18 protein-coding genes and 1 pseudogene are annotated in these 23,026 nt (G+C 69.5%); 12 read left to right on the top strand and 7 right to left on the bottom strand.

Translation table 11 applies throughout. The features are described 5' to 3' along the window. Positions 1 to 10: 10 nt before the first annotated feature. The 5 genes from FPZ47_RS07450 to FPZ47_RS07430 are packed head-to-tail and all read right to left on the bottom strand — an operon-like array spanning position 11 to position 6,667. The gene (locus tag FPZ47_RS07450) at positions 11 to 1,273 is read right to left on the bottom strand and encodes a cysteine desulfurase (RefSeq protein ID WP_144950184.1); all 1,263 of its coding nucleotides are present in this window, start codon (positions 1,271 to 1,273) and stop codon (positions 11 to 13) included. Further along, positions 1,274 to 2,083, bottom strand: coding sequence for a Fe-S cluster assembly ATPase SufC (sufC, locus tag FPZ47_RS07445; RefSeq protein WP_144950186.1), 810 nt, complete (start codon positions 2,081 to 2,083; stop codon positions 1,274 to 1,276). After that, complete coding sequence (gene sufD, locus FPZ47_RS07440; RefSeq protein ID WP_144950188.1) at positions 2,080 to 3,249, bottom strand: Fe-S cluster assembly protein SufD; 1,170 nt, start codon at positions 3,247 to 3,249, stop codon at positions 2,080 to 2,082. Before sufD ends, sufC begins: the two co-directional genes overlap by 4 nt. Further along, a complete protein-coding gene (sufB, locus tag FPZ47_RS07435; RefSeq protein ID WP_210419854.1) occupies positions 3,246 to 5,822 on the bottom strand; it encodes a Fe-S cluster assembly protein SufB in 2,577 nt (858 codons plus the stop codon). Before sufB ends, sufD begins: the two co-directional genes overlap by 4 nt. Beyond that, the gene (locus FPZ47_RS07430) at positions 5,819 to 6,667 is read right to left on the bottom strand and encodes a helix-turn-helix transcriptional regulator (RefSeq protein WP_144950190.1); all 849 of its coding nucleotides are present in this window, start codon (positions 6,665 to 6,667) and stop codon (positions 5,819 to 5,821) included. The genes sufB and FPZ47_RS07430 overlap by 4 nt, the downstream gene beginning before the upstream one ends. A gap of 69 nt (positions 6,668 to 6,736) precedes the next feature. Between FPZ47_RS07430 and mptB the strand changes: the two genes are divergently transcribed. Genes mptB through FPZ47_RS07410 form a run of 4 tightly spaced genes read left to right on the top strand, consistent with a single transcriptional unit; the run spans position 6,737 to position 11,161 of the window. Then, on the top strand, positions 6,737 to 8,434 hold the full coding sequence (gene mptB, locus FPZ47_RS07425) for a polyprenol phosphomannose-dependent alpha 1,6 mannosyltransferase MptB (protein ID WP_144950192.1): 1,698 nt from the start codon (positions 6,737 to 6,739) through the stop codon (positions 8,432 to 8,434). Beyond that, positions 8,431 to 9,384, top strand: a complete 954-nt coding sequence (locus FPZ47_RS07420; protein ID WP_144950193.1) for an ABC transporter ATP-binding protein — start codon at positions 8,431 to 8,433, stop codon at positions 9,382 to 9,384. Before mptB ends, FPZ47_RS07420 begins: the two co-directional genes overlap by 4 nt. Then, positions 9,381 to 10,157, top strand: a complete 777-nt coding sequence (locus tag FPZ47_RS07415) for an ABC transporter permease (RefSeq protein WP_144950195.1) — start codon at positions 9,381 to 9,383, stop codon at positions 10,155 to 10,157. Before FPZ47_RS07420 ends, FPZ47_RS07415 begins: the two co-directional genes overlap by 4 nt. 32 nt (positions 10,158 to 10,189) lie before the next feature. Then, positions 10,190 to 11,161, top strand: coding sequence for a COX15/CtaA family protein (locus FPZ47_RS07410; protein ID WP_425461756.1), 972 nt, complete (start codon positions 10,190 to 10,192; stop codon positions 11,159 to 11,161). Here FPZ47_RS07410 and FPZ47_RS07405 read toward each other — a convergent pair. After that, positions 11,108 to 11,977 (bottom strand): ATP-grasp domain-containing protein, encoded by an 870-nt coding sequence (locus FPZ47_RS07405; protein WP_144950197.1) that lies wholly within the window; start codon positions 11,975 to 11,977, stop codon positions 11,108 to 11,110. The two genes, FPZ47_RS07410 and FPZ47_RS07405, sit on opposite strands and share 54 nt — an antisense overlap. Before the next feature lie 19 nt (positions 11,978 to 11,996). On the opposite strand from FPZ47_RS07405, the gene FPZ47_RS07400 reads away from it, so the two are divergent. Then, complete coding sequence (locus tag FPZ47_RS07400) at positions 11,997 to 12,971, top strand: quinone oxidoreductase family protein (RefSeq protein WP_144950199.1); 975 nt, start codon at positions 11,997 to 11,999, stop codon at positions 12,969 to 12,971. A 78-nt stretch (positions 12,972 to 13,049) separates the two neighbouring features. Here the strand turns inward: FPZ47_RS07400 and FPZ47_RS07395 are convergent, their stop codons facing one another. Then, complete coding sequence (locus FPZ47_RS07395; protein WP_281291816.1) at positions 13,050 to 14,030, bottom strand: heme o synthase; 981 nt, start codon at positions 14,028 to 14,030, stop codon at positions 13,050 to 13,052. A gap of 276 nt (positions 14,031 to 14,306) precedes the next feature. Between FPZ47_RS07395 and tkt the strand changes: the two genes are divergently transcribed. From tkt to FPZ47_RS07360, 7 genes and pseudogenes are all read left to right on the top strand, one after another. Continuing rightward, entirely contained in the window at positions 14,307 to 16,394 is a 2,088-nt protein-coding gene (gene tkt, locus FPZ47_RS07390; protein ID WP_144950201.1) for a transketolase, read from the top strand. Between the two features lie 14 nt (positions 16,395 to 16,408). Further along, positions 16,409 to 17,530: a transaldolase gene (gene tal / locus FPZ47_RS07385; RefSeq protein WP_144950203.1), complete on the top strand. Its 1,122-nt coding sequence runs from the start codon at positions 16,409 to 16,411 to the stop codon at positions 17,528 to 17,530. Continuing rightward, positions 17,527 to 19,071 carry a glucose-6-phosphate dehydrogenase gene (gene zwf / locus FPZ47_RS07380; RefSeq protein WP_144950204.1) on the top strand — a complete coding sequence of 515 codons (1,545 nt, stop codon included), beginning with the start codon at positions 17,527 to 17,529 and terminating at the stop codon, positions 19,069 to 19,071. Before tal ends, zwf begins: the two co-directional genes overlap by 4 nt. A gap of 49 nt (positions 19,072 to 19,120) precedes the next feature. Then, positions 19,121 to 20,032 (top strand): glucose-6-phosphate dehydrogenase assembly protein OpcA, encoded by a 912-nt coding sequence (gene opcA / locus FPZ47_RS07375; RefSeq protein ID WP_144950207.1) that lies wholly within the window; start codon positions 19,121 to 19,123, stop codon positions 20,030 to 20,032. Next, complete coding sequence (pgl, locus tag FPZ47_RS07370; RefSeq protein WP_144950209.1) at positions 20,029 to 20,772, top strand: 6-phosphogluconolactonase; 744 nt, start codon at positions 20,029 to 20,031, stop codon at positions 20,770 to 20,772. Before opcA ends, pgl begins: the two co-directional genes overlap by 4 nt. Positions 20,773 to 20,781: 9 nt before the next feature. Further along, positions 20,782 to 21,163, top strand: a pseudogene (locus FPZ47_RS07365) (ATPase). 92 nt (positions 21,164 to 21,255) lie between these two features. Beyond that, the gene (locus tag FPZ47_RS07360) at positions 21,256 to 22,953 is read left to right on the top strand and encodes a cation:proton antiporter (RefSeq protein ID WP_246133329.1); all 1,698 of its coding nucleotides are present in this window, start codon (positions 21,256 to 21,258) and stop codon (positions 22,951 to 22,953) included. The last annotated feature ends 73 nt before the right edge of the window (positions 22,954 to 23,026 follow it).

Genomic DNA, 23,026 nt, shown 5'->3' with positions numbered 1-23,026 from the left:
CAAGCGCACGTCAGTCTCTCCCGAAGAAATCGAGCGCCCGCCGCACGCCGGCCACCAAACGGTCGACCTCCTCGGCGGTGTTGTACACCGCGAACGACGCGCGCGCGGTGGCCGCCACCCCGAACCGGCGGTGCAGCGGCATCGCGCAGTGGTGCCCGACGCGCACCGCGACGCCGTCGTCGTCGAGCACCTGCCCGACGTCGTGCGCGTGCACCCCGTCCACGACGAACGACACCGGCGAGCCACGGTCCGCCAGGGAGGTGGGCCCGACGATGCGGACACCGTCGATGCCCGACAGGCCCTCGATGGCGGCGGCGACCAGCTCGCGTTCGTAGGCTTCGACGGCGTCCATACCGATGGCGCCCAGATAGCGCGCGGCGGCACCCAACCCGACCACCTGGGAGGTCATCGGGGTGCCCGCCTCGAATCGCTGCGGCGCGGGCGCATAGGTGGAGCGTTCCATCGTCACGCTCTCGATCATCGAGCCGCCGGTGAGGAACGGCGGCAGCGTCGCCAACAGCTCGCGGCGCGCGTACAGCGCGCCGATCCCGGTGGGGCCCAGCATCTTGTGCCCGGAGAACGCCGCGAAGTCGACGTCCAGCGCGTGCAGGTCAACCGGCTGGTGCGGCACCGACTGGCAGGCGTCCAGCACGGTCAGCGCCCCCACCGCCTTCGCCCGCGCGACCAGCTCGGCCACCGGCGCCACCGCGCCGGTGACGTTGGAATGATGGCTGAAGGCAACGACTTTCACCCGCTCGTCGAGCCGCAACGAGTCCAGGTCGATGCGGCCCGCTTCATTTTCTCCGTCGGAGACCCCGAACCATCGCAGCGTGGCGCCGGTGCGGCGGGCCAGCTCCTGCCACGGCACCAGGTTGGCGTGGTGCTCGAGCTCGGTGGTGACGATGACGTCACCCTCGCCCACGGCCCGCTCGAACCGGTTGTCGCCCAGCACGTAGGACACCAGGTTGAGCGCCTCGGTGGCGTTGCGAGTGAAGACCAGTTCGTCGGGGTCGGCGCCGACGAACGCCGCGACGTCCGCCCGGCCCCGCTCGTAGGCGTCGGTGGCCTCCTCCATCAGCTGGTGCGCGCCGCGATGCACGGCGCCGTTGGAGGTCAGCAGAAACTCCCGCTCGGCGTCGAGCACCGGCAGCGGGCGCTGCGAGGTCGCGGCGGAATCCAAATACGCCAACTGATTCCCGCCGCGCATGACGCGCTGCAGGATCGGGAAGTCGGCGCGGATGGCCGCGACGTCCAGCCGGGTCGGGGTCTCCATTCACGCCCCTGCTGCGGCCGCTTCGGTGAAGCGCACGTAGCCGTTCTGTTCGAGTTCGTCGGCCAGCTCCGGGCCGCCGGACTCGGCGATGCGTCCGCCGACGAACACGTGGACGTGCTGCGGGCGGATGTAGCGCAGGATGCGGGTGTAGTGGGTGATCAGCAGGATGCCGCCCCGCACCGACTGGCCGGTGCCGTCGTCCCAGCCCGTCTCGGCGTAGCGGTTGACCCCTTCGCTGACCACCCGCAGCGCGTCGACGTCCAGCCCGGAGTCGGTTTCGTCGAGGATGGCGATCTTGGGCTTGAGCAGTTCGAGCTGCAGGATCTCGTGGCGCTTCTTCTCGCCGCCGGAGAAGCCCTCGTTGACGCTGCGCTCGGCGAACGCGGGGTCGATCTCGAGCGAACCCATCGCCGCCTTGACCTCTTTGACCCAGTGCCGCAGCTTCGGGGCCTCGCCGCGCACCGCCGTGGCCGCCGAGCGCAGGAAGTTCGACACCGACACGCCCGGCACCTCGACGGGATACTGCATGGCCAGGAAGATGCCGGCCCGGGCGCGCTCGTCGACGCTCATCGCCAGCACGTCCTCGCCGTCGAGCGTGATCGATCCCGAGGTCACCCGGTACTTCGGGTGACCGGCGATCGCGTAGGACAACGTCGACTTGCCCGAGCCGTTGGGGCCCATCAACGCGTGCGTCTCGCCGGATCTCACCGTGAGGTCCACACCGTTGAGGATGCGGATCTCGCGTTCCCCTTCGGGGGCATCGGGGTTGTCGACGCTGACGTGCAGGTCCTTGATTTCCAATGTTGTCATGAAGCTTTCGTCTTCTCCGTGAGTTCGAATTCGTGTTCGACGGCCGCGGTCAGCCGTTCCCTTACCTCGGGCACCGCGATCTTGGAGATGACCTCCCCGAAGAAGCCGCGGATCACCAGCCGGCGCGCCTGCTCCTCCGGGATGCCGCGGGAGCGCAGGTAGAACAGCTGCTCGTCGTCGAAACGACCGGTGGCACTGGCGTGCCCGGCGCCGGCGATCTCGCCGGTCTGGATCTCCAGGTTGGGCACCGAGTCGGCGCGCGCCCCGTCGGTGAGCACCAGGTTGCGGTTCGCCTCGAAGGAGCTGGTGCCGGTGGCCTCGGCACGGATCAGCACGTCGCCCACCCAGACGGTGTGCGCGTCGGGCCGCGCGGAATCCGGATCACCTTGCAGCGCACCCTTGTACAGCACGTTGGACGTGCAGTCCGGCTGGGCGTGGTCCACCAGCAGGCGCGACTCCAGGTGCTGGCCGTCGTCGGCGAAGTACAGGCCCAGCAGCTCCGCATCGCCGCCGGGACCGGCGAAGCGCACGGTGGCCGACATCCGCACGAGCTCCCCGCCCAGCGTGACGGCGACGTGGCGCAGCACCGCGTCCTTGCCCAGCCTGGCGTGGTGGGCGCTGACGTGCACCGTGTCGTCGGCCCAGTCGGCGATCCAGACGACGGTGAGCCGGGCCGCGTCGCCGACCACGAATTCGACGTTGTCGGCGTAGGTTCCGCTGCCCCGGTGGTCGATCACCACGACCGCCGCACCGAGCTCGGCGACCCTGATCTGCAGGTGCCCGTAGGCCACCGCGCCCTCGCCGGGGCCCGTGACGGTGATGTTGACCGGCTCGGCGATCTGCACATCCCGCCCGACGGTCACCAGAGTCGCGGAGTTGAACGATGAAAATGCTTGCGCCGCAACGCGGTCGGCGGGAACTCCGGCCTGGCCCAGCCGTGGGTCGCCACGGCGCACGGTCTCGGTCAGCACGCCGGGCCGTGGCCCGACGTCGATCCGCGCGCAGCCGGTCGCGGGCGCCGAGCCGTCGTGCAGGCCGCGCAGCCGCCGCAGCGGGGTGAACCGCCAGAGCTCGTCGCGGCCGTGCGGAACCTCGAAGGCGTCGACGTCGAAGGAGGCGAAGAGTTCGCCCTTGGTGAGGGCGACGGTCGTTCCCGTGGCGGTCATCCGACCGCACCCTCCATCTGCAGCTCGATCAGCCGGTTGAGCTCCAGGGCGTACTCCATCGGGAGCTCCTTGGCGATCGGCTCGACGAAGCCGCGCACCACCATCGCCATCGCTTCCTCTTCGGTCAACCCGCGGCTCATCAGGTAGAACAGCTGGTTGTCGCTGACCTTGGAGACGGTGGCCTCATGCCCCATCGTGACGTCGTCCTCGCGGATGTCGACGTACGGGTAGGTGTCGCTGCGGCTGATCGTATCCACCAGCAGCGCATCGCATTTCACGCTGGAGCGCGACCCGTGCGCGCCCTTGTTCACCTGCACCAGGCCGCGGTAGGAGGTGCGGCCGCCGCCGCGGGCCACCGACTTGGACACGATGTTGCTCGACGTGTTGGGCGCCAGGTGCAGCATCTTGGCGCCGGCGTCCTGGTGCTGACCCTCACCGGCGAAGGCCACCGAGAGAACCTCGCCCCTGGCGTGCTCGCCGGTCATCCACACCGCGGGGTACTTCATGGTGACCTTGGAGCCGATGTTGCCGTCGATCCACTCCATGGTGGCGCCGGCCTCGGCGCGGGCCCGCTTGGTGACCAGGTTGTAGACGTTGTTCGACCAGTTCTGGATCGTGGTGTAGCGGCAACGGCCACCGGGCTTGACGATGATTTCCACCACCGCCGAGTGCAGCGAGTCCGACTTGTAGATCGGCGCGGTGCAGCCCTCGACGTAATGCACGTAGGCGTTCTCGTCGACGATGATCAGCGTCCGCTCGAACTGGCCCATGTTCTCGGTGTTGATCCGGAAGTAGGCCTGCAGCGGGATGTCGACGTGCACGCCCGGCGGCACGTAGATGAACGATCCGCCGCTCCACACCGCGGTGTTGAGCGCCGAGAACTTGTTGTCGCCGGCCGGGATCACGGTGCCGAAGTACTGCCGGAAGATCTCGGGGTGTTCGCGCAGCGCAGTGTCGGTGTCGAGGAAGATAACTCCTTGTGCCTCAAGGTCTTCCCGAATCTGGTGGTAAACCACCTCGGAGTTGTGCACCACCAGACCTTCGGCCACGAAGTTGTGCGGTCCGTCCACCTCGATGTCGAAGACCGGCTCGACGGTGTGGGGTTCGATCGACTTGACCCGCTCGAAACCGAGCCAGTCGTTGGTGTGTGCCCGGATCGTCGTTCCATGTGCGCCGGTGGACGAGTGCATGTAGCGCCGCCGGCCGAAGCGGTCCGTCCGCTTCGGGTTACGGCAGCCGAGCCGCTCGAAGTCACCGGAAATGCCGAGCCGCCAAGCGGTTTGGATGCGCTGCGGTGCATGCCGATAGGGTTGCGTGAACGACCACGGGCCGCCCGCGCGCAGACCGCTTAATTCGGCCAGTTCGCGGGCCTGCCCGAGCAACGCTTCGTTGGCACAGGTCAGGAGGACCGATCCGCTGCTCGCCGGCCCCACATACCCGTCGGCGTCGACCCAGCCGCCGAGAAAGGCCAGCCGCTGATCGACCGGCACGCCGTAGACCCAGTCCGGCACATGCTTGGTCAGCGACAATCCGTTGAAGCCAAGCGTCACGATCCACTCGGTCAGCGCTTTCGAGTTCACGACGACACGGTATTCGTCGGCTTCGATGCAGCGCAGGCCGAAAAGCTCGTTGACCACCCGGGTCAATTCCGCGCGCAACTCGACATCCGTTGCCGGAATAGCGAACTGAACCCGATACGTCCTCCCCGAAACGTGCAGGTTGCCGTCACCGATGTAAAGGCCGAGCAGCCACATCAAGTCGACCGAGCTGGCCTGCGGCGCAGGCAAACCGGCCACGCCCGGAAGTTCCGCGTTGGCGCCGAACTCGGGGATTCCCCTTGGCACGGCGATGAAGTCGCCCGGCTTGATCTCACCAACTGTCACCCAACGGCGGGCAAAGCGCGCGCGTTGCCGGCCCTCTTTGCGTTCGTCCCGCAACACCAACATGGGGTGGTTATCGGTCGCGCGGATGCTGCGACGGGTCGTCTTGACCGTGTAGGTGAGCCGAGTGTCCGTCTGCGCGGAGGCCTTGACCGGGGCCACGACAAATCGCTCGTCCTCCTCGTCGTAGGAGAACACCCGGTCACCGCGCTGGATTTCCTTGATCGGCACTTGTCCCCGGTTGGCCGTCCACACCAGGGTCTCTCCGGCCAGACATTCGTACTGCGCCGCTACACCCGACACCAGCCGCTGCTTCTCGGCCTCCGGGATGCCCAACTTGTCGTAGGTATTGCGGATGTCGTCGGGCAGCTCGTCCCAGGTGGCGGCCTGCTTCTCGGTGGAGCGGACGAAGTACTTGATGTTGTCGAAGTCGATGCCCTCCAGGTTCGACCCCCACGACGGCATGGGCTTGCGGTCGAAGATGCGCAGCGCCTTGAGCCGCGTCTCCAGCATCCACTCGGGCTCGTTCTTCTTCGCCGAGATGTCGCGCACCACCGCCGTGGAAAGACCTCGCCTGGCCGAAGCGCCCGCGACGTCGCTGTCCGCCCAGCCGTAGCCGTAGTGGCCCAGAGAGGCGATGGCCTCCTCTTGGGTGAGCGGGACGGCAACGGTCTTGTCGGCTTCCAGGGTCATGACGACGCTCCTTTGATGCTCGTGGTGTCCCGGCGCGGGCTGTGCGCCGGGCTCAGTGGTACGTGGGTGGTGCAGGCGCAGTCGCCGTTGACGATGGTCGCCAACCGCTGCACGTGGGTCCCGAGGACCTCGGCCATGGCCTGCCGCTCGGCCTCGCACAGCTCCGGGAACTCCTCGGCGACATGCGACACCGGGCAGTGGTGCTGACAGATCTGCACGCCGTGAATCGGCCCGCCGACCCGCGCGGTGGTCGCGACGTAGCCGGCCTTGGTGAGCGCGCCGGCGACCCGCTCGGCGGCCGCCTCGACCTCGGCGTCCTCCAAGCTGCCCGCCGCCTCGACGCCGGTCAGGATCGCGTCGATGCGGCGACGGGCGAACCTCTGGATCGCCTCCTCGCCCCCGACCTCGCGCAGCTGCCGCATCGCGGCGGCCGCCAGGTCGTCGTAGGCGTGCTCGAGCTTGGCCCGGCCCGCCCCGGTCAGCCGGTAGCGTTTGGCGGGACGTCCCCGTCCCGCCTGCTGCCACGCCGCGGCGGCCACGGACTCGGCGTCACCGGCCTCGATCAGCGCGTCGAGATGACGCCGCACACCGGCGGCCGCCAGACCCAGCCGGTCGCCGATCTCGGCGACGGTGATCGATCCGGATTCCAGCAACAACCGCACGATCGCGCGGCGGGTGTGACCATCCTGCGTCGCGGCGGACACCGCCGCATCGCACGCGGCGGCCTCGCGGCCGGTTTGGATTTTCACAACACCAGTGTGACGCAATTCCGGGCGCCGGTCCACCGCGGGTCCCCCCCTGGGAGAGTTGCGCTGCTCACACCGCGTCCGCGCGCGGGGCTGCATCCGAGTGCCGCGCTCCTCAACCGGCCGCATCACGCGGCCAATCTCGTCGCCGGGGCTAGGCTGCTGAGGATGTCGGCTCGCCACCACACGCTGAGCTCGTCGATCGCCAGTCTGCACGGCGACGAACAGCCGGTGGCCTCGCCGCTGACCGACACCGAGCTGACCGTGCTGCGGCGCACGCGATTGTTCGGGGCCACCGGCACCGTCCTGATGGCGATCGGCGCCCTGGGCGCCGGCGCGCGGCCCGTCGTCCAGGACCCGACGTTCGGGGTGCGGCTGCTGAACCTGCCGTCCCGGATCCAGACCGTGTCGCTGACGATGACGACGACCGGGGCGGTGATGATGGCGCTGGCCTGGCTGATGCTGGGCCGGTTCGCGCTGGGCAGCAGGCGGATGTCGCGCGGCGACCTGGACCGCACCCTGATGCTGTGGATCCTCCCGCTGCTGATCGCGCCGCCGATGTACAGCAAGGACGTCTACTCCTACCTGGCGCAGAGCCAGATCTCACTGGAAGGACTCGACCCGTACCGCGTTGGTCCGGCGTCCGGGCTCGGGCTGTCGCACGTGTTCACCCTCTCGGTGCCCAGCCTGTGGCGGGAGACACCGGCGCCGTACGGCCCCCTGTTCTTGTGGATAGGGCGCGGAATCTCCGTCGTCACCGGAGACAACATCGTCGCCGCCGTGCTGTGTCACCGGATCGTGGTCCTGATCGGCGTGGCCCTGATCGTCTGGGCGACTCCGCGGCTGGCCCGCCGCTGCGGCGTCGCCGAGGTCAGCGCGCTGTGGCTGGGCGCGGCCAATCCGCTGCTGATCATGCATCTGGTCGCCGGCATCCACAACGAGGCCCTGATGCTCGGCCTGATGCTTGCCGGCGCGGAGTTCGCCCTGCGCGGCATCGATGCGCCCCGGCTGATGCCCACGTCGTGGCGGCTGGACACCGACTGGGAGCCGTTGCTCATGCTGATCGGCGGCGCGATCTTGATCACGCTGTCGTCCCAGGTGAAGCTGCCGTCCCTGCTGGCGTTGGGGTTCGTCACGGTCGCCCTGGCCTACCGCTGCGGTGGCACGCTCAAGGCGCTGCTGCTGTCGGGCGCGGCGATGACGGCGCTCGCGCTGGCGGTGATGGCCCTCGTCGGCCGGGCCAGCGGTCTCGGCTTCGGGTGGATCTACACGCTGGGCACCGCCGACGTGGTGCGCAGCTGGATGTCGCCGCCCACGCTGCTGGCCCTGGGCACCGGGCAGGTCGGCATCCTGCTGGGCCTGGGCGACCACACCACCGCGGTGCTGGCGCTCACCCGTGCCATCGGTGTGCTGATCATCACGGTGATGGTGGGCTGGCTGCTGGTGTCGGTCCTGCGGGGCCGGCTGCACCCGATCGGCGGCCTGGGCGTCGCGCTGGGCGTGACGGTGCTGCTGTTCCCCGTCGTGCAGCCCTGGTATCTGCTGTGGGCCATCATCCCCCTGGCCGCCTGGGCGACCCGCGCGGGTTTCCGGATGGCCGTCATCGCCATCACCCTGGTGGTGGGCATCTTCGGGCCGACGGCCAACGGCGACCGCTTCGCGCTGTTCCAGATCGTCGACGCCACCGTGGCCAGCACCGTCATCGTGCTGGGACTGATCGCGCTGACCTACACCCGGCTGCCGTGGCGGGGCCCCGCGCCCGAGGGCCCGGCACCGGCCGGCCCGGCGCCGGACGTGCCGGTCGCCGCGTCTGCCGAGACCCCGCGGCAGGCCGCGGCGCCGGACGCCTACGCTGATTCCACGTGAGCTCGCCCGCCCAACTCCCCGACACGGTGGTGCGGCTGCGCGGGGTGAGCAAGCGGTACGGTTCCGGCGCGGCCGCCGTGGAGGCCGTCGCCGACCTCGACCTGGACGTGCACGCCGCCGAGGTGTTCGCGTTGCTGGGCCCCAACGGCGCCGGGAAGACGACGACGGTCGAGATGTGCGAGGGCTTCCTACGCCCGGACTCCGGCTCGATCGAGGTGCTGGGCCTGGACCCGGTCGCCGACAACGCCCGCCTGCGCGCGCGCATCGGGGTGATGCTGCAGGGCGGCGGCGGCTATCCCGCGGCCCGCGCCGGGGAGATGCTCACGCTGGTGGCCTCCTACGCCGCCAATCCCCTGGACCCGGCGTGGCTCCTGCACACCCTGGGCCTGACCGAGGCCGCCCGCACCACCTACCGGCGGCTCTCCGGCGGCCAGCAGCAACGGCTTGCGCTGGCGTGCGCGCTGGTGGGCCGCCCGGAACTGGTGTTCCTCGACGAACCCACCGCCGGCATGGACGCGCACGCCCGGCTGCTGGTGTGGGAGCTGATCGACGCGCTGCGCCGCGACGGCGTGACGGTGGTGCTGACCACCCACCAGCTCAAGGAAGCCGAGGAGCTCGCCGATCGGCTGGTCATCATCGACCGCGGCGTGCCGGTGGCCGCCGGCACCCCGGCGGAGCTGATGCGCACCGGCGCCCAGGGCCAGCTGCGGTTCAGCGCACCGCCGCGGCTCGACCTGTCGTTGCTGACCTCCGCCCTGCCGGAGGACTACCGGGTCAGCGAGGCGACGCCGGGCGAGTACCTGGTCGAGGGCCGGGTCGACCCGCAGGTGCTGGCGACCGTCACGGCGTGGTGCGCGCAGATCGACGTGCTCGCCACCGACATGCGGGTCGAACAACGCAGCCTGGAGGACGTGTTCTTGGATCTCACCGGCAGGGACCTGCGCCCATGAGCGAATCCGCTTTTCCCGCAGGCACTTTCACCCCCGACCCGCGGCCCAACAGCGTGCCGCGGATGCTCGCCGCGCAGTTCGGCCTGGAGCTGAAGCTGCTGCTGCGCAACGGCGAACAGCTGCTGCTGACGATGTTCATCCCGATCACGCTGCTGGTGGGGCTCACGCTGCTGCCGCTGGGCTCCTTCGGCGCCAACCGGGCCGCCACGTTCGTCCCGGTCATCATGGCGCTCGCGGTGATCTCGACCGCGTTCACCGGTCAGGCGATCGCGGTCGCGTTCGACCGCCGCTACGGGGCCCTCAAGCGGCTGGGGGCCACCCCGCTGCCGGTGTGGGGAATCATCGCCGGCAAGTCGCTGGCGGTGGTCGCGGTGGTGTTCCTGCAGTCGCTCATCCTGGGCTCCATCGGGTTTGCCCTGGGCTGGCGGCCCGCGTTGGCCGGCCTGGTCCTCGGCGGGGCGATCATCGCGCTGGGCACCGCCGGTTTCGCCGCCCTGGGCCTGCTGCTGGGCGGCACGCTGCGGGCCGAGATCGTCCTCGCGGTGGCCAATCTCCTGTGGTTCGTCTTCGCCGGCCTCGGCGCGCTGACCATCGAGACGGGGATGATCCCGGCTGCGGTCAAATGGTTGTCCCGGCTGACGCCGTCGGGCGCGCTCACCGAGGCGCTGTCGCAGGCGATGAGCGTGTCGGTGGATTGGTTCGGCGTCGTCGTGCTGGCGGCGTGGGGTGCGGTGGCGGCGCTGGCGGCGCTGCGCTGGTTCCGGTTCACCTGAGCCCGCGCCCGTACTACACGTCGTAGTTGCCGTTGGCTTACGATCGGGCGGTGCTGATGCGCTTGGTGGACCTGCTTCCGCGTCCGAGCCTGCGCGCTCAGCGCGTCATCGCCGCACTGGTGATCCTCACCCAGGGCGGCATCGCCGTCACCGGCGCGATCGTCCGCGTCACCGCGTCCGGGCTCGGCTGCCCCACCTGGCCGCAGTGCTTTCCGGGCAGCTTCACCCCGGTGGCCCACGCGGAGGTCCCGCGCATCCACCAGGCCGTCGAGTTCGGCAACCGGATGATCACGTTCGCGGTGGTCATCGCCGCGCTGCTGGCCGTGCTGGCGGTGACCCGGGCCCGCCGGCGCCGCGAGGTCCTGGTGTATGCGTGGCTGATGCCGGTGTCGACGGTGGTGCAGGCGGTCATCGGCGGCATCACCGTGCGGACCGGCCTGCTGTGGTGGACGGTGGCCATCCACCTGCTGACCTCCATGACGATGGTGTGGCTGTCGGTGCTGCTCTACGTCAAGATCGGCGAGCCGGACGACGGGGTGCCGCGCCGGCGGGTGGCCCGGCCGCTACGCGCGCTCACCGCCCTGATCGGGGCGGATCTGGCGGCGGTGCTGGTCACCGGCACGCTGGTGACGGCCGCCGGCCCGCACGCGGGCGACCGCAGCCCCAGCCGGACGGTGCCGCGACTGAAAGTCGAGATCGACACCCTGGTGCACGCGCACTCCTCGCTGCTGGTCGCCTACCTGGCGCTGCTGGTCGGCCTGGGCTTCGGCCTGCTGGCCGTCGGCGCGTCGCGGCCCCTCCTGCTGCGCCTCGGCGTGCTGCTGGCCCTGGTGTGCGCGCAGGCCGGCGTCGGCACCGCGCAATACTTCACCGGGGTCCCTGCCGCCCTGGTCGCGGTGCACGTGGCGGGCGCCGCCGCGTGCACCGCGGCCACCGCGGCGCTGTGGGCGTCAATGCGGGAACGGGTGCTTGGCCGGGCCGAGCCCGAGCCGGTCGCACGCTGACTCCACGGCCAGCGCGAACCCGCGCTCGGCGCGCTCGCGGGCGCCCGGCTCCAACCGCCGCCAGCCCAGCGACGGCTCCACCAGTTGCAGTTCCAGCAGGCGCGGGTCGCGGTGGTCGCCGACGACGTGGGCGCGCGCGTAGAGCAGCTCACGTTGCGCGTGGCCCGTCCGGGCGGCCGCGGCGGCCAGCGCTGCGGCGCCGACCGCCCAGACCTCCGGGTCCGGCTCGGCCCGAACCAGCCTGCGTCCCCGCATCGTGAACGCGTGCGACGGCGCGCCGCCGACAAAGACCAGCACCGATTCGGGCGACGGGTCGCAGGCTTGCAGCAGCACGCCGCGGCCCGCGCCGTGCAGCTCCCCCGCGTCCGCCAGGGCCGAGACGCGGTCGGCGCGGCGGCGGCTCCCGGTGCCCACGGCCGGACCGACGAAGACGTGCCCGCTGCGCGGCACCCGGATGCGTTCCCCCGGCGCGAAGAACTCCCCCGGCACCGTGGGCACCCCCGCGCGCGCCAGGTCGGCCAGATAGTGACGGTCGGCGTTCCAGGCCACCACGGCGGGCGGGTTGAGCACGTGTGCGATCGCGCTCATCCAGGCCAGGAAGGCGTCGAGCCGCTCGGCGTAGTCGCTGGTGGCCCGCAAGATCACCAGGTCCGCCAGACCGGTTTCCGGATCGTCCCAGGACAGCCAGCGGGCGTGCAGGCCGCGGCGGCGCAGCGCGGCGACGAGCCCCGCGTCGTCGCCGTCGCCGGTGACGTGCCGCGGGCAGCCCGCCAGCACGATGCGCGGGTGGAAGAGGTCCGGCCGGGCGAGCTTCATTGCCCGGCATGATAGGCGCATGCACGCAATAGAAGTCGCCGACACCGGCGGCCCGGAGGTCCTGCGCTACGTCGACACCCCGCGGCCCAGCCCGGGCCCCGGCGAACTGCTGATCCGGGCCGAGGCCATCGGGGTCAACTACCTCGACACCTACTTCCGCTCCGGGCAGTACCCGCGCGAGCTGCCGTTCATCCTCGGCTCCGAGATGTGCGGCACGGTCGTCGGCGCCGGCGACGGGGTCGACGGTTTCAGCGACGGCGATCGGGTGGTCAGCGCCGCGGTGTCCGGTGGCTACGCCGAATACTCCACCGCGCCGGCCACGCTGACCGCGAAGGTACCGGACGGGGTGGCATCCGATGTGGCGGCCTCGGTGTTGCTGAAGGGCCTGACCGCCCATTACCTGCTCAAGTCGGTGTATCCCGTGCAAAGCGGCGACACCGTGCTGGTGCACGCGGGCGCCGGCGGGGTCGGGCTGCTCCTGACGCAGTGGGCGCGCTTGCTGGGCGCCCGGGTGATCAGCACGGTGTCGACGCCGGAGAAGGAGCGGATGTCGAGGGACGCCGGGGCCGCCGAGGTGCTCTCCTATCCCGACGACGCCGCCGGATTCGGTCGGCAGGTCCGGGCGCTGACCGGCGGCGCGGGGGTGGCGGTGGTGTACGACGGCGTGGGCGCGAGCACATTCGACGCGAGCCTGGCCAGCCTGGCCGTCCGCGGCACCCTGGCGTTGTTCGGCGCCGCCAGCGGACCGGTACCGCCCGTCGATCCGCAGCGGCTCAACACCGCCGGGTCGGTGTACCTCACCCGCCCCTCGCTGGTCCACTTCATCCGCACCCGCGACGAGTTCGCCCGGCGGGCCACCGAACTGTTCGACGCAATCGGCAGCGGGGCCATCTCCGTGCAGGTCGGGGGCCGGTATCCCCTCGCCGAGGCGGCCCGCGCCCACGAGGATCTGCAGGGCCGCCGGACCACGGGGTCGCTCGTGCTGCTGCCCTAGCCGCCATAGCGCGAGCAGACGCAGAAACCCCTGAATTCGCCTGGAATCGGGTGCTTTTGCGTCTGCTCGGCATTCACGCTAGAACAGCGTCGGCAGCGCGATGGCCGAGTCGACCGCCAGCGCGCAGAACACCACCGCCAGGTAGTTGTTGGACTGCAGGAACAGCCGCAGGGGTTTGACGGGCTGACCGTTGCGGACACCGGCGTACAGCTGGTGGGCCATCGCCAGGAACCACACCCCGGCGACCACGGCAACCGCCGCGTACAGCCACCCCGCCGCCGGCGCCAGCGCCAGCGTCGTCAGCACGGTCAGCCAGGTGTAGATCACGATCTGCTTGGTGACCTGACGCTCGGTCGCCACGGCCGGCAGCATCGGCACGCCCGCCCGCTTGTAGTCGTCCTTGTAGCGCATCGCCAGCGCCCACGTGTGCGGCGGCGTCCAGAAGAAGATGATGGCGAACATCACCAGCGCCGGCCACCCGATGGTGCCGGTGACCGCCGACCAGCCGATCATCACCGGCATGCAGCCCGCCGCGCCGCCCCACACCACGTTCTGCGACGTGCGGCGCTTGAGCAACAGGGTGTAGACGAAGACGTAGAACGCGATCGTGGCGACGGCCAGCAGCCCCGACAACAGGTTGGTGGTCGACCACAGCCAGAAGAACGAGCCCACGCTGAGCACCAGCCCGAACACCAGTGCGCTGCGGGTCGGCACCGCCGCCCGCGCCAGCGGCCGGCGCGCGGTCCGCTTCATCACCTTGTCGATGTCGGCGTCGGCGACGCAGTTGAGCGTGTTGGCACCCCCGGCCGCCAACATCCCCCCGACCAGCGTGTTGAGGATCAGCAGCGGGTTCACGGTGCCGCGGTCGGCCAGCAGCATTGCGGGGATCGCGGTGACCAGCAGCAGTTCGATCACCCGCGGCTTGGTCAGCGCCAGATAAGCCAGCACCGTCGCCACGGCCCGGTTGCGGACCGGCTTCTCGGAGCGGCCCATCGGGTCCGGCCCGGGGCGGGCGGACTCGGTTTTTCGGCTCGGCGCGACGCGCCCGCGAACGCTCACGCAATGACTCCTCGGGGTTCGGGCGGCGCGCAGTATCTACTACACACGATGGTAGACCGCACTCCCCCGGTGGCGGGCCCGCAGGGTCCCCTCACGCATATTTCTCCCTCGATTGCGTTTCTCCCCCGATTGCGGGACTGGTTGCACCAAGCCTCGGGCCGTCACGTAATTTTCACAACGCCCCGCCCTGGGTACCCGGAATCTTGCACTGCAAGAGCCGCCCGTCCCGCACTAGGGTTGAGATTGATCAGCTCGATGACCCCAAGGACTGAGTCTGTGACCACACTCGAAGAGATCTCCGCGCTGACCCGACCACACCATCCCGACGACTGGGCCGAGATCGACTCGGTCGCCGTCGACACCGCGAGGGTCCTGGCCGCCGATGCGGTCCAGAAGGTCGGCAACGGCCACCCCGGGACGGCGATGAGCCTGGCGCCGCTGGCGTACACGCTGTTCCAGCGGGTGATGCGGCACGACCCGAGCGACACCGCCTGGCTGGGCCGCGACCGGTTCATCCTGTCGTGCGGCCACAGCAGCCTGACCCTCTACATCCAGCTCTACCTGGGCGGTTTCGGGCTGGAGCTCTCCGACATCGAGTCGCTGCGCACCTGGGGCTCCAAGACCCCCGGGCACCCGGAGTTCCGGCATACCCGCGGCGTCGAGATCACCACCGGCCCGCTCGGCCAGGGACTGGCCTCGGCGGTTGGGATGGCGATGGCGGCTCGCTACGAGCGCGGCCTGTTCGACCCCGACGCCGCGCCGGGAACCAGCCCCTTCGACCACTTCATCTACGCGATCGCCTCCGACGGGGACATCGAGGAGGGCGTGACGTCGGAGGCGTCGTCGCTGGCGGCGGTGCAGCAGCTGGGCAACCTCATCGTGTTCTACGACCACAACCGGATCTCGATCGAGGACGACACCGACATCGCGCTGTGCGAGGACACCGCGGCCCGCTACCGCGCCTACGGCTGGCACGTCCAGGAGGTGCAGGGCGGCGAGAACGTTGTCGGCATCGAGCAGGCCATCGCCAACGCGAAGGCCGCCACCGACCGGCCGTCGTTCATCTCGCTGCGCACCATCATCGGCTACCCGGCCCCCAACCTGATGAACACCGGCAAGGCGCACGGCGCCGCCCTCGGCGACAAGGAGGTGGCGGCCGTCAAGGAAGCCCTCGGCTTCGACCCGGACAAGAAGTTCGAGGTCCGCGAGGACGTCATCACCCACACCCGGGGGCTGGTGGGCCGGGGCAAACAGGCCCACGAACGCTGGCAGGCCGACTTCGAGGCGTGGGCGCGGCGCGAGCCGGAACGCAAGGCGCTGCTGGACCGGCTGACCGCCGGGCAGTTGCCCGACGGCTGGGACGCCGACCTGCCGCACTGGGAGCCCGGCGGCGACGCGGTGGCCACCCGCAAGGCGTCCGGGGCGGTGCTGTCGGCCGTGGGCCCCAAACTGCCCGAGTTGTGGGGCGGTTCGGCCGACCTGGCCGGCAGCAACGACACCACCATGAAGGGCGCGACTTCCTTTGGCCCGCCAGTCATTTCGACCAAGGAGTACAACGCCGGCTGGTACGGCCGCACCCTGCACTTCGGTATCCGCGAGCACGCGATGGGCGCCATCCTGTCCGGCATCGTGCTGCACGGCCCGACGCGGGCCTACGGCGGCACCTTCCTGCAGTTCTCCGACTACATGCGCCCGGCGGTGCGGTTGGCGGCGTTGATGGACATCGACACCATCTACGTCTGGACGCACGACTCGATCGGGCTGGGCGAGGACGGCCCCACCCACCAGCCGATCGAGCACCTGGCGGCGCTGCGGGCGATCCCCAGGCTGTCGGTGGTGCGCCCGGCCGACGCCAACGAGACCGCCTACGCCTGGCGCACCATCCTGGCGCGCGGCAACGGCAGCGGCCCGGTCGGCCTGATCCTGACCCGCCAGGGTGTGCCGGTGCTGCAGGGCACCAGCGCCGAGGGCGTCGCCCGGGGCGGCTACGTCCTGAACGACGACGGCGAGGAGCCCGACGTCGTGCTGATCGCCACCGGCTCGGAGGTCCAGCTCGCCGTCGCGGCCCAGAAGCTGTTGGCGGACAAGGACATCGTCGCGCGGGTCGTGTCGATGCCGTGCGTGGAGTGGTTCGAGTCGCAGCCCTCGGACTACCGCGACAGCGTGCTGCCGCCGTCGGTGTCGGCGCGGGTGGCCGTCGAGGCCGGCGTCGCGCAGAGCTGGCACAAGCTGGTCGGCGACACCGGCAAGATCGTGTCGATCGAACACTACGGCGAGTCCGCCGACGCCAAGACTTTGTTCCGTGAATTCGGCTTCACCGCTGAAGCCGTCGCTGCCGCAGCGGAACAGGTAGTGGACAACTGAGAGAAGGCGATTCCATGACCACTCAGAACCCGAACCTTGCCGCGCTCAGCGCTGCGGGCGTATCCGTGTGGCTCGATGACCTGTCGCGGGAGCGGCTGCACTCGGGGAACCTGCAGGAGCTGATCGACACCAGGAGTGTCGTCGGCGTGACCACCAACCCGTCGATCTTCCAGAAGGCGCTGGCCGAGGGCGACGCCTACGACGGCCAGATCGCCGAGCTGGCCGAACGCGGCGCCGACGTGGACGCGACGATCCGCACCGTGACCACCGACGACGTGCGCAGCGCCTGCGACGTGTTCACCCCGGTGTGGGAGGCCACCCGGGGCGTCGACGGCCGGGTGTCGATCGAGGTCGACCCGCGGCTGGCCAACGAGACCGAAAAGACCATCGCGCAGGCCGTCGAACTGTGGAAGATCGTCGACCGGCCGAACCTGCTCATCAAAATCCCCGCCACCAAGGCCGGCCTGCCGGCCATCACCGCGGCTCTGGCGGAGGGGATTTCGGTCAACGTCACGCTGATCTTCTCCGTCGAACGGCACCGCGAGGTGATGGACGCGTATCTGGCCGGGCTGGAGAAGGCCCGCGAGGCCGGCCACGACCTGTCCACGATCCATTCCGTGGCATCGTTTTTCGTGTCCCGCGTGGACACCGAGATCGACAAGCGGCTGGAGAAGATCGGCTCCGGGCAGGCGCTGGGGTTGCGCGGCAAGGCCGGGGTCGCCAACGCGCGACTGGCCTACGCGGCCTACCAGGAGGTGTTCGAGCGCGGCGGGCGCTACACGGCGCTCGAGTCCGCGGGCGCCCGCGTGCAGCGCCCGCTGTGGGCGTCCACCGGCGTCAAGAACCCCGACTATTCCGACACCCTCTACGTCACCGAACTGGTGGCTCCGCACACGGTGAACACCATGCCCGAGCCCACCATCGACGCCGTCGCCGACCACGGGCAGGTCAAGGGCGACACGGTCACCGGCACGGCCGCGGCCGCCCAGCAGGTCTTCGACGACCTGGAGAAGGTCGGCATCGACTTGACCGACGTGTTCCTGGTCCTGGAGAACGAGGGGGTCGAGAAGTTCGTGGACGCCTGGACTCAGCTGCTCGCCGAGACGCGCAAACAACTGGGCTCCGCCGACAAATGAGCCGTGGCGCCCAGGCTGAACAGTGGCGTAATCCGCTACGGGACAAGGACGACAAGCGCCTGCCGAGGATCGCCGGACCGTGCGCCATGGTGCTGTTCGGCGTCACCGGCGACCTGGCCCACAAGAAGGTGGTGCCGGCCATCTACGACCTGGCCAACCGCGGCCTGCTGCCCCCCACCTTCTCGCTGGTGGGGTTCGGCCGCCGCAACTGGGACCACGACGACTTCGCGCGGGTGGTCCACGATTCGGTCAGGCAGCACTGCCGCACCCCGTTCCGCCAGTCGATATGGGAGCGGCTGGCCGACGGATTGCGTTTCGTGCGCGGCGAATTCGACGACGCCGTCGCGTTCGGACGCCTGGCCGTGACGCTGGAGAAGCTCGACGTCGAACGCGGCATCGGCAGCAACCACGCCTTCTACCTGGCGATCCCGCCCAAGTCCTTCCCGGTGGTCTGCGACCAGCTGCGCAGGTCCGGTCTGGCCGACGCCCAGGACGGCAGCTGGAGCCGGGTGGTCATCGAAAAGCCGTTCGGCCACGACCTGAACAGCGCGCGCGACCTCAACCACGTGGTCAACGCCGTCTTCCCGGAGGAGTCGGTGTTCCGCATCGACCACTACCTGGGCAAGGAGACGGTGCAGAACATCCTGGCGCTGCGGTTCGCCAACCAGCTGTGGGATCCGATCTGGAACTCCCACTACGTCGACCACGTCCAGATCACCATGGCCGAGGACATCGGGCTGGGCGGACGCGCCGGCTACTACGACGGCATCGGCGCCGCCCGCGACGTCATCCAGAACCACCTGATGCAGTTGCTGGCACTGACCGCGATGGAGGAACCGATCAGCTTCAACCCCTCGGCGCTGCAGACCGAGAAAATCAAGGTGCTCTCGGCGACCCAGCTCGCGCAGCCGCTGCACGAGACGAGCAGCCGCGGGCAGTACGCGGCCGGCTGGCAGGGCGGCGAGCAGGTGGTCGGCCTGCTCGACGAGGAAGGCTTCTCCCAGGACTCCACCACCGAGACGTTCGCCGCGATCACCCTCGAGGTCGACACGCGTCGCTGGGCCGGTGTGCCGTTCTACCTGCGCACCGGAAAACGTCTGGGCCGCAGGGTGACCGAGATCGCGCTGGTGTTCAAGCGCGCGCCGCACCTGCCGTTCGACGCGACCATGACCGACGAACTGGGCACCAACGCCATGGTGATCCGGGTCCAGCCCGACGAGGGGATCACCCTGCGGTTCGGCTCCAAGGTGCCGGGCAGCGCGATGGAAGTGCGCGACGTCAACATGGACTTCTCCTACGGCTCGGCGTTCGCCGAGGATTCGCCCGAGGCCTACGAGCGGCTGATCCTGGACGTGCTGCTCGGTGAGCCGTCCCTGTTTCCGGTGAACGACGAAGTCGAATTGGCTTGGCGCATCCTGGATCCCGTGCTGGACTATTGGGCCGCCCACGGCAAACCCGACACTTACCCGGCGGGCACCTGGGGCCCGGAGTCGGCCTTCGAGATGCTGCGCAGGACCGGCCGGGAATGGCGGCGGCCATGATTCGCGCCGGCGACGATGCAGAGCGCAGCGATGCTGAGGAGTGGCGCCCATGATCGTCGACCTGCCCGACACCAGCACCAACGCGGTCAACAAGAAACTCGACGAGCTGCGCGAGCAGGTCGGCGCCGTGACGATGGGCCGGGTCGGCACGCTGATCATCGCCTCGGAGAACGAGGCCCTGCTCGAGGAGTGCATCGACGCCGCGAACGACGCCAGCCACGAGCACCCGATGCGGGTCCTGGTGGTGATGGCCGGAGACGCCGACGCCTCCGACGCCCGGCTGGACGCCCAGCTGCGGGCCGGCGGCGACTCCACCGCGGGCGAAACGGTGGTGCTGCGGCTGTCCGGGCCGCTGGCCGGCCACGCCGACAGCGTCGTCACCCCCTTCCTGCTGCCCGACATCCCGGTCGTGGTGTGGTGGCCCGACATCGCGCCGGCGGTGCCGGCCCGGGACCCGTTGGGCAAGTTGGCGATTCGGCGCATCACCGACGCCACCAACGGGCGGGACCCCCTGTCGGCGATCAAGAGCCGGCTGCCCGGCTACACCGCCGGCGACACCGACCTGGCCTGGGCGCGGATCACCTACTGGCGGGCGCTGCTCACCTCGACCCTCGACCAGCCGCCGTACGAGCCGATCGAGTCGGCCCTGGTCTCGGGTCTGCGAAGCGAGCCCGCGCTGGACCTCGTGGCGGGGTGGCTGGCCAGCCGGATCGAGGGGCCGGTGCACCGGGTGGTCGGCGACCTCAAGGTCGAGCTGCGGCGCCCGACCGGGACCATCACCCTGAGCCGTCCGCAGGAGGGAACGACGGCGACCCTGAGCCGGACCGGCCGCCCGGACGCCCTGGTTCCGTTGGCGCGCCGGGAGACCCGCGAGTGCCTCGCCGAGGACATGCGCCGGTTGGACCCCGATGAGATCTACTTCGCCGCTCTGGAGGGGATAGGCAGGGTGCAGTACGCATGAATACCGTCGTCGAGGTTTTCCCGCAGACCCAGGAGTTGATCGAGGCCGCGGCGCGGCGACTGGTCGGCTCCGTTCGGGACGCCGTCACGGCCCGGGGGCGGGCGCTGGTCGTGCTGACCGGCGGCAGCAACGGCATCGGGCTGCTGCGGCGGCTCGGCCCCGAAGCGGACCGGATCGACTGGCCCAAGGTGCATCTGTTCTGGGGCGACGAACGCTACGTCCCCGCAAGCGACGACGAGCGCAACGACAGACAGGCGCGCGCGGCGCTGCTCGACCACATCGACATCCCGTGCAGCAACGTGCACGCGATGCCGGCCAGCGACGGGGAGTTCGGCGACGACATGGCCGCCGCGGCCCTGGCCTACGAGCAGGTGCTGGCGGCCAACGCCGAACCCGGGCAGGCGGTGCCCACCTTCGACGTCCACCTGCTGGGCATGGGCCCCGAGGGCCACGTCAACTCGCTGTTCCCGGACACCGCGGCGGTGCGGGAGACCACCCGCATGGTGGTCCCGGTCGACAACTCCCCCAAACCGCCACCGCAGCGAATCACGTTGACGCTGCCCGCGGTTCGGCGCTCTCGCGAGGTCTGGCTGATCGTCTCCGGCGAGGCCAAGGCCGACGCGGTCGCCGCCGCCATCGGCGGCGCCCCCGCCGCCTCGGTCCCGGCCGCCGGCGCCGTCGGCCTCGAAACCACGCTGTGGCTGCTCGACGAGGCGGCCGCGTCCAAGCTTCCGGGCTGACGGCGGACAATCACCCTCATGGCAGACAAAACGGTCCGCGGGGGGCCGCTGGAGCGGAGCCGGATCAGGACCCTCACCCACGCGGCGCTCAACGCCGACAAGACGGTGGAGCAGGTCGAGGACGTCCTGGAGAGAGTCCAGTAGGTCACTGACGGCGCTGAACACCACCGGCTAACGCATGAACAGCGGCCTGAACCACCTGGACGGCACGCTCTCCGACCTGGACGACCTGGCCAAGTGGCTGATCGGGCTGCTCCAGCCCATCGATGCCATCGTCGAACGGATCGACGACATCGCCAAAGCCGGTGAAACGCTGATCTCGCCCCTGTTGGCCGCCGAACACGCGGTGCGCGGCGTGCTGGACCGGCTGCGCAACCGAACGGTGCGCTAGCCCGACGGGGCGCTCGGCCTGACGGTGACAGCGCGTTGACCGCAACATGATTCGGCTCGCGTCAGCCAGGTCCATATGGTCCACTGTTCGCCGTGACGAACGTCTTTCCGTATGTGCTCCTCGACGTCGCGATGATCATGGTGCTCGCGCGGCTATTCGGCAGGATAGCGCGCATGTGCCGGCAGCCGGCGGTGATCGGCGAAATCGTCGCGGGAATTGCGCTCGGCCCTACCCTTCTCGACCTGTTGCCCCATCACGTCGAAACCTACGTCTTCCCGAGCGCTGTGCTGCCGTACTTGGGCATATTGGGTCAGCTCGGACTGGTGCTTTTCATGTTCATCGTGGGTCTGGAGCTCGACTTCTCGCTGATCCGGGGCCGCCAGGGAGCTGCCGGCATGATATCCATCCTGTCGATCGTTGCGCCCTTCGCGCTCGGCGCTCTGTTGACTTTCGATCTCTACCCCCTTCACAACGTCGTGCACGGCAGAGCGGTACCCATGGTGGGCCTGGCATTGTTCATGGGTGTGGCCATGTCGATCACCGCATTCCCGGTGCTGGCCCGAATACTGTTGGAACGCAAAATGAACCGCACTCCAGTGGGTGTTCTAGCCCTTTCCGCGGCTGCCGTCGACGACATACTGGCCTGGACCTTGTTGGCCTTGGTAACCGCCGTTCTCAAAGGAGGCAGCGCGCTTTCGGCGGTGCGCACAATGGCGTTGGCCCTGACTTTCGCTGCCGGGCTGGTTGTCGTTCTGAAACCGCTGCTCGCTCGAATGATCAACCGGCACAAGCGCACCGGCCGTATCACGCCCGACATGCTCGCCGTGATCCTGGCCGGCCTGCTGCTGTCCGCCTTCATCACCGAAAGGATTGGCATTCACGAAATCTTCGGTGCCTTCCTGTTCGGCGCAATAATGCCGCACAAGGGTGCGCAGGCATTGCGGCGGGACATCCTCGAGCGACTCGAACAGATCAGCGTACTTTTGCTGCTGCCGATTTTCTTTGTCACCATCGGCTTCGGGGTAAACCTGCGCCTGTTCAAGGACTCCGGCTTGCTCTGGCAACTGCTGCTGATTCTCGCCGTGGCGGTCGGCGGCAAATTCTGCGGAGCGTTCGCCGGTGCCCGCATTCAGCGGATGAGCTTCCAGCACAGCGCCGCCATCGCGGTGTTGATGAATACCCGCGGGCTGACCGAATTGGTGATCCTGACGGTCGGACAACAGGTTGGCGTCCTGGATAATTCGATGTTCACGATGATGGTGGTGATGGCGCTGATCACCACGGTGATGACTGAGCCGCTACTGCGCCGCATCTACCCCGACGACGCAGTACAACGCGACGTCGACGCCGCTATGAAAGCTGCACCGGCGACCGGACAGAGCTATCCGGTGCTCGTCATGGTCGACGACGTCCTTAACGCTCTGACCGCACGGATGATCCGGGTGGCGGAGGACGCGCTGGCAGACCGTCCGGCCGGCGGAATCCTCCTCGCGCAGTACCTGGACGCCGCCGACGACTCGACTCCACTCGAACTCGGCGCCAACGCGGTCCTCGACATCGCGAGGATGACCGACGCGGCCGAGGCACTGGAGACGTTTGCCGCGCAGACCACTGCGACTGCCACACCGCTGCGGGTGTTGTGCCGGTTCGGGTCCCCGTCCGCCCGGGAATTGGAACGGCAGATCGCGGCCTCGGGTGCAGAAGTCGTCGTGCTCAGCGAGGACTGGATGCGCAGTCACCCGGCCGCCTACGGCGCGCTCGACGAAGTGACGATCAAGGTGGTCGGCTAGTTGGCTAGATCCGGCGAAGCCGGATTTTTGAGTCAAGTTATGTGATGTGGGTTAGGTTCGCTTGTGTTCGATT

The organism is Mycobacterium helveticum (genome assembly GCF_007714205.1).
Classification (GTDB): domain Bacteria; phylum Actinomycetota; class Actinomycetes; order Mycobacteriales; family Mycobacteriaceae; genus Mycobacterium; species Mycobacterium helveticum.
This window is presented reverse-complemented; position numbering and strand designations above follow the sequence as displayed.